General features: G+C 34.2%; 8 protein-coding genes. 7 read left to right on the forward strand and 1 reads right to left on the reverse strand.

Going from position 1 to position 12,054, the window contains the following annotated elements:
• The first annotated feature begins 209 nt into the window (after positions 1 to 209).
• From CLV33_RS06270 to CLV33_RS06285, 4 genes are all read left to right on the forward strand, one after another.
• The gene (locus tag CLV33_RS06270) at positions 210 to 1,094 is read left to right on the forward strand and encodes a 3-keto-disaccharide hydrolase (RefSeq protein WP_105473177.1); all 885 of its coding nucleotides are present in this window, start codon (positions 210 to 212) and stop codon (positions 1,092 to 1,094) included.
• Positions 1,095 to 1,153: 59 nt separating this feature from the next.
• Entirely contained in the window at positions 1,154 to 1,552 is a 399-nt protein-coding gene (locus tag CLV33_RS06275; RefSeq protein ID WP_042245403.1) for a hypothetical protein, read from the forward strand.
• A 72-nt stretch (positions 1,553 to 1,624) separates the two neighbouring features.
• Complete coding sequence (locus CLV33_RS06280) at positions 1,625 to 5,962, forward strand: CusA/CzcA family heavy metal efflux RND transporter (protein WP_105473178.1); 4,338 nt, start codon at positions 1,625 to 1,627, stop codon at positions 5,960 to 5,962.
• A gap of 9 nt (positions 5,963 to 5,971) precedes the next feature.
• The gene (locus CLV33_RS06285) at positions 5,972 to 7,108 is read left to right on the forward strand and encodes an efflux RND transporter periplasmic adaptor subunit (RefSeq protein ID WP_105473179.1); all 1,137 of its coding nucleotides are present in this window, start codon (positions 5,972 to 5,974) and stop codon (positions 7,106 to 7,108) included.
• Here the strand turns inward: CLV33_RS06285 and CLV33_RS06290 are convergent.
• The gene (locus tag CLV33_RS06290; RefSeq protein ID WP_105473180.1) at positions 7,088 to 7,744 is read right to left on the reverse strand and encodes a metal-dependent transcriptional regulator; all 657 of its coding nucleotides are present in this window, start codon (positions 7,742 to 7,744) and stop codon (positions 7,088 to 7,090) included. The genes CLV33_RS06285 and CLV33_RS06290 overlap by 21 nt on opposite strands.
• Before the next feature lie 101 nt (positions 7,745 to 7,845).
• Between CLV33_RS06290 and CLV33_RS06295 the strand changes: the two genes are divergently transcribed.
• From CLV33_RS06295 to CLV33_RS06305, 3 genes are all read left to right on the forward strand, one after another.
• The gene (locus CLV33_RS06295; RefSeq protein WP_105473181.1) at positions 7,846 to 10,092 is read left to right on the forward strand and encodes a TonB-dependent receptor; all 2,247 of its coding nucleotides are present in this window, start codon (positions 7,846 to 7,848) and stop codon (positions 10,090 to 10,092) included.
• A gap of 36 nt (positions 10,093 to 10,128) precedes the next feature.
• The gene (locus CLV33_RS06300) at positions 10,129 to 11,034 is read left to right on the forward strand and encodes a metal ABC transporter solute-binding protein, Zn/Mn family (protein ID WP_105473182.1); all 906 of its coding nucleotides are present in this window, start codon (positions 10,129 to 10,131) and stop codon (positions 11,032 to 11,034) included.
• 241 nt (positions 11,035 to 11,275) lie between these two features.
• Entirely contained in the window at positions 11,276 to 12,052 is a 777-nt protein-coding gene (locus CLV33_RS06305) for a metal ABC transporter ATP-binding protein (RefSeq protein WP_105473183.1), read from the forward strand.
• The last annotated feature ends 2 nt before the right edge of the window (positions 12,053 to 12,054 follow it).

A 12,054-nucleotide genomic window follows, 5' to 3' on the forward strand; every position in this document is an offset into this window, starting at 1 on the left:
TAGCCCTAGCACTAGCGTTTTTGGTTAGGAAATTTTTCTTAAAAAAACCAAAAGCTAAAAAAGCTTGTGGTAATGATGGTTGCGGTTGTCATTAATTATTTACTAAAATTTAAGTAACTATTATAAAAAGGTTTTTTTCATCTGCTCATATTTTTAAATTTTATGCCTTATTTGTTATACCTTTAAGAGGTAAATACAAAATTTAAAAAATGAAAAAAATAGTTTTCTTATTTGCTATTACCCTAACCTTTGTTACGTCTTCATTTTCACAAAAAGAAAGCAAAACAACTAAGTTAATAGATAAAGACTTAACCCTTTTTGATATTTGGTTAAGCATTCCTCATCCTACAGTTACTGATTTGCCAAAAGGCACTTATCAATCTGAAAAAATAGACTTTGGATCTCCAATTGGCTTAAACAATAATTTAAAACATGTTTTCTCTGTAATAGATGAGAATGGTGCGCTGGTTTTAAAAATAACTGGTGAAATTTTTGGGTGCATCTCTACAAAGCAAACTTACCAAAACTACCACTTAAGCACTATGTTTAAATGGGGAGATAAAAAATGGGAACCTCGATTAAATAAAAAAAGAGATAGTGGTATACTGTATCATTGTTACGGCGAACACGGTCGTTTTTGGAACACATGGAAAACCTCTTTAGAATTTCAGGTACAAGAAACCGATTTGGGGGATTTTATTCCTCTTGGAGGAAATTCTGTAACACCTAAAGTAGGTTCACCTATTGTTGAGATAAGAGGAGACTTTAAAACTGAGAAAAAATATAACCCAAACTCTGAAATTTATTCTATTGGAAAAGGGTATATAAACGCTGCCTCCGAACATGATGCGCCACACGGAGAATGGAATCGTTTAGAGCTATACGTCATTGGCAATGATGCTGTGCATGTAGTAAACGGTAAAATAGTTATGGTTGTAGAAAATGCCATTAATCCAGAAACTAACAAACCTCTAACCAAAGGAGAAATACAAATACAATCTGAAGCTGCAGAGTGTTATTATAAAAATATGACGATAACACCAATTACTGAATTTCCAGAATTTATTCTTGATGCTGTAACGTTTAAATCGTAAAATTCTTTCAAAAAACATTCTTAATTTTTTCTATCGTAAAATTCACTAACTTTGTTACAGTGAGTAAATTAATATCCATAGTATTATCAGGATTAATCCTAATTCAAAGTTTTCATCTAATGGCGGAAGATATTCTACAATTAGATGAACTCTTGGAACACGCCCAATTTCATAAAGAAGAGTATGGCGATAATTTTTTTGTTTTTCTATCTAAACACTATGGCGAACTTAAGTTAGACCACAGCAAAAATCACCAAGAAGAACAAAGCGAACATGAGCAGCTACCTTTTCAATACCAAGGCAATTGTGCTTTAATTATAGCATTTTTTCAATGTAATTCATCTAGTCATTTTAACCCCATTGAGGTGTTAAATATCACCGAAACTAATTTTCATTACTTTAACTTATACGCTTCTTTACACGAAGAAGAACTCCTACAGCCTCCTAGGCATTCATAATTCTTGCTTATTAAATTTTTACATTACAGCTTGTTATACAATAAGTTGGCATTATTTTTTATCAAATGAATTATGTTGTCACATATTATCAAATTTAGTTTAAGGAATAAGTTTATTATTCTATTATTTACTGTATTTATTATTGGTTTTGGATTGTTTTCCCTATCTCAAATCTCTATTGGTGCAGTACCAGATGTTACAAATAACCAAGTACAGGTAATTACAACATCGCGCAACCTTTCTACACAAGATATGGAACAGTTTATTACCTATCCTGTAGAATTAGAAATGGCTAACCTTCCGAGTGTTAAGGAAATTCGTTCTGTTTCTAAGTTTGGCCTATCGGTAGTTACCATAGTTTTTGATGATGCTATAGGCACGTATTTACCTCGCCAACTTATTGCTGAAAAAATAAAATCTGCCTCGGAAAAAATACCTGAAGGCTTTGGAACTCCAGAGATGGGGCCAATTACTACTGGTTTAGGAGAAATCTACCAATATATTCTTGATGTTGAACCTAAATACAAAAACAAGTATACAGCTCAAGATTTACGCACCATACAGGATTGGATTGTAAAAAGACAGCTGTCTGGCATACCTGGAGTTGTAGAAGTAAACACTTGGGGAGGTTTTTTAAAACAATACGAAGTTGCATTAAATACCGAAAAGCTTAATGCAATGCAAATTTCGGCTCACGAAGTATTTAATGCTTTAGAATTGAACAATAGTGTTGCTGGCGGTGGTTATATTGAAAAAGTAAATCAGGCGTATTTTATACGTGGAGATGGATTGGTTTCTTCATTAGAAGATGTTGGCAATATTGTTATTAAAAACACCAATGGTGTGCCTATTTACATTAAAGATGTTGCTAAAGTAGGCTTTGGTAATGCCACACGTTTTGGTGCCATTACAGGTAATGGCGAGGGCGAAAAAGTATTAGGACAAGTAATGATGCTAAAGGGCGCCAACTCTAAAGAGGTTATAGATGCTGTAAAAGAACGGGTTGCATCAATCTCTAAATCGCTACCAAAAGGTGTATATATCAATGCATTTTTAGAACGTAGCGAATTAATTTCTAAAACAACATTTACGATAACCGAAAATCTTATTTTGGGCTGTCTTATTGTAGTGTTTGTTGTTGTATTGCTTTTAGGGAATATGCGTTCTGGCCTTGTGGTAGCCTCTGTAATACCGCTTTGTTTATTATTTGCTATTTCCCTGATGTATATTTTTGGCGTTGATGCCAATTTAATGAGCCTTGGCGCCATAGATTTTGGAATAATTATAGACGGAGCAGTTATTATTGTTGAATTTATTGCTTTTCAGATTACAAAAAATCAAGCTAAAATTGCATCACTTTCAAAACAAGAGGTACAGCCCTTTAAAGATACTATTACGTTCAATGGCGCTTCAAAAATGATGAATTCTGCCATTTTTGGACAGCTTATTATCCTTATTGTTTTTATTCCCATTTTATCATTAAGTGGTGTTGAGGGCAAAATGTTTAAACCTATGGCCTTAACCTTTAGTTTTGCATTAATAGGCGCAATGCTTTTTTGTTTTACTTATGTACCTGTTGCTGCTTCTTTATTCCTTAAGCCCACAAAACAATCTAAAAAAAATATCTCCGTTCACTTAATGAACTGGCTTAACAAGCTCTACGATCCAACAATACAGTGGGCATTACAAAGCAAAAAACTAGTGCTGGGTATAGCAACGGTTTTATTGTGCATATCCATTTACATATTTACAACTATGGGAGGTGAATTTGTTCCTACTTTAGATGAAGGCGATTTTGTAATACAGCCTGTACTTAAAACAGGCACCTCTTTAAAAAGAACAGTAGAAATTACTACCAAAATTGAACAAATTTTGCTTGATAAATTCCCAGAAGTAAAACAAGTAGTTACCAGAATTGGTGCAGCAGAAGTACCAACCGACCCCATGTCTATGGAAGAGAGCGACGTTATTATTATTCTAAAACCCAAAAAAGAATGGGTATCTGCATCTTCAAAAGACGAATTGGCCGATAAATTTAAAGAAGCTCTGGCCATAATTCCTGGAATGGAAGTAGAGTTTACGCAGCCTATTGAAATGCGTTTTAACGAACTTATTACTGGTGTTAGGGCAGATATTGCTATAAAAATTTTTGGTGAGGACTTACAAATACTCTCCCAAAAGGGGAATGAAATAAAATCGTTAATACAAAATGTTGAAGGCGCTGCAGATGTTATTGTAGAAAAAATTGATGGCTTACCCCAAATGAGTGTTGCCTACAACCGAGAAAAAATTGCCCGCTATGGCTTAAACATACAAGATCTTAACACAATGCTATCCATGGGGTTTGCAGGAAGAACAGTAGGCAGTGTTTTTGAAGGCGAAAAACGTTTTGATCTTGTTGTAAGACTTGATGAAACAAAACGTACCGATATTGAAAGTATTAAAAACCTATATGTAGATTTACCTAATGGCGGAAAAATACCATTACATGAACTAGCCGAAATTACCTATAAAAAAGGTGCTGCTAAAATCTCTAGAGATGATACTAAAAGAAGGATAGTTGTTGGTATTAATGTGAGAAATCGCGATTTAGAATCGGTTGTAAACGATGTTCAAGCACTTATAAATAAAAATGTAAATCTTCCTGTTGGTTACAATATTACCTATGGCGGACAGTTTGAAAATTTACAAACTGCTAAATCCAGACTACTGGTTGCCGTACCTATCGCGCTTATCCTCATTTTTATTTTACTCTATTTTGCATTTAATTCCATAAAAGAGGCGCTATTAATATTTTCTGCAATTCCTTTAGCAGCTGTTGGTGGCGTGCTATTGCTATGGGTAAGAGATATGCCTTTTAGCATTTCTGCAGGAGTAGGTTTTATAGCTTTATTTGGTATTGCTGTTTTAAATGGCATTGTACTTATAGAGCATTTTAAAGAACTAAAGCATAACCATTTTAACGATATGGAGACATTAATAAAACAAGGTGCAAAAGACCGCCTTAGAGCTGTATTGTTAACAGCCTCTGCAGCAGCCTTGGGGTTTTTGCCAATGGCAATATCAACTAATGCTGGAGCAGAAGTACAAAGACCTTTAGCTACAGTTGTTATTGGCGGACTGGTTACCGCAACCCTGCTCACACTGGTGGTTTTACCTGTACTATATTCCTATTTTAATACAAATAAAAACAGCAACAAAAAGTTAAAAACCAATAAAACACACCTACCAATACTACTAATTCTTGCAGGGTTATTTTCAACCTGTGCATTTTCACAAAACAACAAAAAATCTCTCGACGATTTAATTAGTATTGGCACTAAAAATAATGCCGGTATAAAAGCAAGTCGCTTAACTGTTGAACAGCACAATACATTAGTAAACAGTGCTTTTACATTTGATAAAACCGAAGTGTATTATGGCTTTGATGAAAACAACTTAGCTATTAACGAAGAACCCATTAGCGTTTTTGGTATCCAACAAGAATTTTTATTTCCAACAGTTTACTTCTCCCAAAAAAAATTAAACAAAGCTAATTATACGCTTGAAACCTCTAATAATGCCATAAAAGAAAAAGCACTAAAACGTGAAATTACATCAATGTACTATCAATATTTATATGCTGTGGAAAAAGAACGTATTCACAAAACTTTAGATAGTTTATATAAAAAATTTGCAAATACAGCCGAAAGACGATTTGAATTAGGCGAGACGAATTACCTAGAGAAAATAACTGCTAAATCCAAACAACGACAAGTTAACTTAAATTTTGCGAAAGCTATTGAAGATGTGCAAATTGCTTACTCGCAATTAATGAGTGTTGTACAAACTGAAGATAATTTAGAAATTGCAACACAACCTTTAAAAAAAGAAGCTTTACAGATTGTAAACGTAAACGAAAGTCCAGAAGTTTCTTTTTTCACTAATAATGTTTTGGTTGCAAAAAGCACAAGGCAACTGGAAAAACAACAGTTGCTCCCCAACATTACATTAAATTATTTTCAAGGCACTAATTCTGGTATTAATAAAAATTTATATGGCTACCAACTAGGGTTAAAAATTCCTTTATTTTTTATGGGAACATCTTCCAAAATAAAAGCCTTAAAGATAGCAGAAACTATTGCTGCCGAAAGGTTACAGGACTACACTATTAAAATAAACGCCAAAAGTAAAATACTAGTATCGCAACTAAACCAACAACAAAAAGCATTAAATTATTACGAACAGGAGGGTGCAGCACTTTCTAAAGAAATTTTAAAAACCGCAAATAGCAGTTTTAAAAATGGAGAAATAGATTTTTACCAATACATTTTAAGTTTAGAAAACGCTTATGAGATTCAACTTAACTATCTCGAAAACCTAAATACCTATAACCAAACCGTAATAACCATTAATTACCTAACCTTATAAATCAACGCTATGAAGCAGATAAATTTTATAATAACCGTTAGCCTATTTATTGCAGTCTTTGGATGCAAAAACCCAGAAAGCGAATCTAATATTAGCGCTGATACTATTACAGACAACCGCATTAGCATTAGTAAAACACAATTTAAACAAAACAATATGGCTATGGGAAGCATAGAAGAAAAAGCTTTTCCTATTACTATTACAGTAAACGGTATGATTGATGTACCGCCAGAAAACAAAGCCATAGTAAATGCAATAACAGGTGGTTATATAAAAACTATTCCGCTGTTGGTAGGTAATAAGGTAAAAAAAGGACAGCTATTGGTTACTATTGAAAATCCTGAGTTTGTAAAACTACAACAAGAGTATATGGAAGTTAAAGAACAACTTAATTACCTTAAAACCGAATACGAACGCCAAAATACCATGTTCAAGGAAAATATTATTTCCCAGAAGGTATTTATTAAAGCCGAAAGCACTTACAAAGCGACCAATGCTAGATACAACGGACTAAAAAAACAACTGTCTATGCTCAATATTAATACTTCTAGAGTAGAGCAAGGCCATATAACATCAATAGTGAATATATATGCCCCTGTTAGTGGAAGTATTACAAAGGTTAATGTATCAAAGGGCGCTTATGTTTCACCATCTACTCCAATACTCGAAATAATTGATAATAGCCATATTCATTTAGAATTATCTGTGTTTGAAAAAGACATTATGCGTGTTAAAAAGGGACAGAATATAACATTTAGTATTCCTGAAGCATCAAACAAAATATATAATGCTAAAGTATATCTAGTAGGCACCTCTATTGAAGACAATAGAACTATTAAAGTACATGCACACCCCACAGACGACTCTCAAAAATTCTTAACCGGCATGTTTGTTAATGCAGAAATTATTTCTGAAGAAAGCATAGCAAAAGCATTACCCGAGACTTCCTTTGCTGAAAATGAAGAGGATACTTATGCCCTAATTTTAGATGAAGAAACCAAAGACAACTATTATTTTAAACAAATAAAAATAGCTATTGGAAAAACATATAATGGTTACACAGAAATAAAAAGTACAAACCAAATAACAAAAAACGATATATTTTTAGTAGAAGGCGCTTTTAGTTTAATTGGCTCTTACGAATAGGTTATTAGACACATGTTTAGAAACACTAAGATGTACACCATTAATTAGTATAGTAATAGACTCATCGAATGGCTCTGTTGCCATAACTTTAATTTTACTTCCCAAGGCTATATTATGCTTATCTAAATATTTTAAAAAATCAGAAGACGAGTCGTCTACCCCAACACAAGTACATGTAGTATTAACTGCTACTTTAGATAATTTTACCTTATCTAATTTAGAAAAATGTCCATCTTTATCAGGTATGGGATCTCCGTGCGGATCGTGAGTTGGGAAATCTAAAAAGGCATCTAGCTCATCTATAAGCTTTGGAGATTTAATATGCTCTAGTTGTTCGGCAACATCGTGTACCTCATCCCAAGAAAAATTAAGTTTATTAACTAAAAAAACTTCCCATAGGCGGTGTTTCCTTACAATATTAACAGCTGTAAGAACTCCTGTTTGTGTTAAACTAACACCTTGGTACTTTTTGTAATTAACTAAATCTTTTTCTGCTAGTTTTTTTACCATATCGGTCACAGAAGACGCTTTTGTATCCATTTCCTGGGCAATCGCATTTGTGCTTACATTTTCTGTACCGTGCTTTCCTAAGTGGTATATGGCCTTAATGTAATTTTCTTCTGTTAGGGTTGTCATCTCTTGCTTCTTAGAGTAGCAAATATAAGATATTTATCATGTTTAAAATAATTTTTAGATAACTCTAAAAATTATTTTATATTTGCATAAAAATATATTTAATGAAGTATATATTATTTGTAATCATTAATATGTTTTGCATGTTTACAACAGCGCAAACCGTTGTTGGAAAAGTTACTTCTAATGGCAAAGGTTTAGCTTATGTTAATGTGTATTTAGAAGGTACTACCAAAGGGGCAATTTCTAAAGATGACGGTACGTATAAAATAAATAATGTTAAAACAGGCACTTATACCATTATTGCTTCTTTTACAGGTTTTCAAACACAAAAAAAAACGATTACTGTTGCTTCAAACGATATTACTGTAAATTTTAATTTAACTGAGTCTGAAATTTTAGATCAGGTTGTTGTTACTGGTACTTTAAAAGCAGTATCACGACTAGAAAGCCCTGTGCCTGTAGAGGTATATTCACCAACATTTTTCAAAAAAAATCCAACATCTAATATTTTTGAAGCACTTCAAAATGTTAATGGTGTACGTCCTCAACTTAACTGCAACGTTTGCAACACTGGCGATATTCATATTAATGGTTTAGAAGGCCCTTACACTTTGGTGATGATTGATGGCATGCCTATTGTAAGTGGTTTATCTACGGTTTATGGTTTATCGGGAATTCCAAACTCTTTAATAGAACAGGTAGAAGTGGTAAAAGGGCCTGCATCTTCACTTTATGGTAGCGAAGCTGTAGGTGGGCTTATCAATATTATTACTAAACTTCCAGAAAACGCTCCTCTTGTTTTTGTTGATGGTTTTACAAATAGTTGGGGCGAAACAAATGCAGACCTAGGTTTCAAGACAAATATTAGTAATACGGCCAACGTTATTCTTGGCATCAATTATTTTAACTATTCTAACCCTTTAGATAAAAACAACGATAATTTTACAGATGTAACGCTGCAAGACCGTATCTCGGTGTTTCAAAAATGGAATTTCCAACGAAAAAACAACCGCTTATTTTCTCTAGCTGGCCGTTATTTCTATGAAGATAGATGGGGTGGCGAAATGCAGTGGAACAAAAACTTTAGAGGCGGAACAGATGTGTATGGCGAAAGTATTTACACATCTAGGTACGAACTTGTTGGGAACTATCAACTTCCTGTAGAAGAAAAAGTAAATTTTCAATTTTCATATTCTAATCATCACCAAGATGCCTTTTATGGAGATATGAAATATGAAGGTAAACAACGTATTGGCTTCGGCCAACTTATTTGGGATAAGCCACTAAAACATCACGATTTATTATTTGGTTTAGCTGCTAGATATAATTTTTATGATGACAATACTACTGCAACCATACAAGCAGATGAAGTTGTAATTCCTTCGGCTTTTATTCAAGATGAAATAACTTTAACACAAAAACAAAAGCTGTTATTGGGTATGCGGTACGATTATGATAATCGCCACGGCTCTATTTTTACACCAAGACTTGCTTATAGATTTAAACCTACCGAAAACGACATTTTAAGGCTTAACGCTGGTACTGGTTTTAGGGTTGTAAACTTATTTACAGAAGACCATGCAGCATTAACAGGCGCTAGAGATGTTATTATAACCGAAGCTTTAGAGCCCGAACAGTCTTATAACATCAACCTAAATTACCTAAAAAAAATTTATACAAAAAACGGATTTTTATTCACCTTAGATGCTTCTGCGTGGTACACCTATTTCACCAACGCCATTATACCAGATTACGACACTAACCCCAACCAAATTATTTACGATAATTTAGACGGGAACTCAGTATCTAAAGGTATAAGCATAAACTTAGACGCTGTATTTGGCAGTGGTATAAACGCATCAATAGGCGCCACGTTTCAAGATGTATCACAAACTGAAAGCGGTATAAAAACCAGACAAATTTTAACCGAGCGCTTTACTGCGGTTTGGGCGCTGTCTTACAAACATTACCCTACAAATATAACGGTAGACTATACAGGTAATATATATGGCCCAATGCGTTTGCCCTTACTTGGCGATTTAGACCCAAGAAACGAATACGCTCCAACATGGAGCATTCAAAACATACAATTTACATACAATGGAATTACAAATTTTGAACTATATGGTGGCGTTAAAAACCTATTAAATTGGACACCCAATAAAGGCAATCCATTTATAATTGCAAGAGCAAACGACCCTTTTGATAAAAATGTAAGCTTTGATGCAAATGGCAATGCTCTAGCAACACAAAACAACCCTTATGCTCTTACCTTCGACCCCACATATGTTTACGGTCCAAACCAAGGTATTCGCGCGTTTTTTGGCCTACGTTATACTTTAAAATAAGTACTAGTTTTTGTACATTCACAGCAAATAAAAATTATGAAAAAATACATCTATATAGTAACAATAAGTCTACTGCTTTTTAATTGTAAAAACCAAAAACAAACCAACGGCAAATTAAATATAGTTACTACCACTACCATGATAACCGATTTGGTAAAGAACATAGGTGGAGAACATATTAATTTACAAGGTTTAATGGGCAGCGGCGTAGACCCACACCTGTATAAAGCAAGCGAAGGTGATGTAACTAAATTGGCCAATGCAGATATTATTTTTTACAACGGATTACACCTAGAAGGGAAATTGGTTGAGGTTTTCGAGAAAATGAAAAACAAAAAAACTATCGCCATCGCCGATGCTTTAGATAAAAGCACATTAATAGGGTCAGAATATTTTGCATCAAATTACGATCCCCATATTTGGTTTAATGTAGATTATTGGAAACAAGCTACCGCCTTTGTGGTTAAAACATTATCAGAACAAATTCCTGAACAAAAAACAGCTTTTGAAGCTAACGGAGCAGCCTATACGGCAAAATTAAATGCATTAAAAACCAAAATAGAAAACACCATAGCAACACTACCAAAAGAACAACGTATCTTAGTAACAGCTCATGATGCTTTTAACTATTTTGGTAAGGCTTTCAATTTTAAAGTTGTTGGTTTACAAGGCTTATCCACAGCGACAGAAGCGGGCGTAAAAGATGTTCAAAAATTATCTACATTCATCATAGAGAACAAGGTAAAATCTATTTTTGTAGAAAGCTCGGTACCAAAACGCACAATACAAGCGTTACAAGCCGCTGTAAAATCTAAAGGTCACGATGTTGCTATTGGAGGCACTTTGTATTCTGATGCGTTGGGCGATGCAGGAACCATAGAAGGTACATATATTGGCATGTTTGAGTATAATGTGAATACGATTGTGGAGACGTTGAAATAAAATGTCAACACCCAAGTCAATTCAAAGAATTGAACGTCAAGGTGGAGAATAGATATAGAAAAACTCCGAGAACAGGAGAACGCAGTTCGACGCGGAGTTTTCAAATCGGTTTCCATTCCGCCATAGCGGAATGAAAAATTCCTCGGCTTGACCGTGATTTCCTGCCTGCCGGCAGGCAGGTTTGGTTCATGGTATTTAGTGCGTCAAGGCAAAATGGACGTAAAAAAAAGTACAATTTTAAATGATTTCAAAAGAAAATGTAAATAACGAGACACCTACCTCCACAGGTGTTGTAGCCGTAAAAGTAGACGATCTCACCGTAGCCTACAACTACAAACCCGTGCTTTGGGATATCGATTTAGAAATCCCTGAGGGCGTGCTTATGGCTATCGTTGGTCCAAATGGTGCTGGTAAATCCACCCTCATTAAATCTATTTTAGGCATTTTAAAACCTATAGCAGGAAGTGTTAGTATTTACAATAAGCCTTATCAAAAACAACGTCAACTAGTTGCCTATGTCCCACAAAAAGGTAGTGTAGACTGGGATTTCCCAACAACCGCATTAGACGTTGTACTGATGGGAACATACGGAAGCTTGGGCTGGATAAAACGTCCAGGGCAAAAAGAAAAAAAAGAAGCTTTAGAAGCTTTAGAAAAAGTGGGAATGCTGCCTTTTAAAAACAGACAGATAAGTCAGCTTTCTGGTGGGCAACAACAGCGTATATTTTTAGCAAGGGCTTTGGTGCAAAATGCATCTATTTATTTTATGGACGAACCGTTTCAAGGTGTAGATGCTACTACCGAAATTGCCATCATCAACATTTTAAAAGAATTACGAAAAGCAGGAAAAACAGTTGTTGTAGTACATCACGACCTACAAACTGTTCCAGAGTATTTTGATTGGGTAACCTTTTTAAATGTCAAGAAAATTGCTACTGGGCCAGTAAAAGATATTTTTAATGATGATAATCTTACTAAAACTTATGGCATTAATTATAAGGTAAGTATACAGGAATAGCA

Origin of the sequence: Jejuia pallidilutea, from assembly GCF_002973595.1 — a bacterium.
Lineage (GTDB): Bacteria > Bacteroidota > Bacteroidia > Flavobacteriales > Flavobacteriaceae > Jejuia > Jejuia pallidilutea.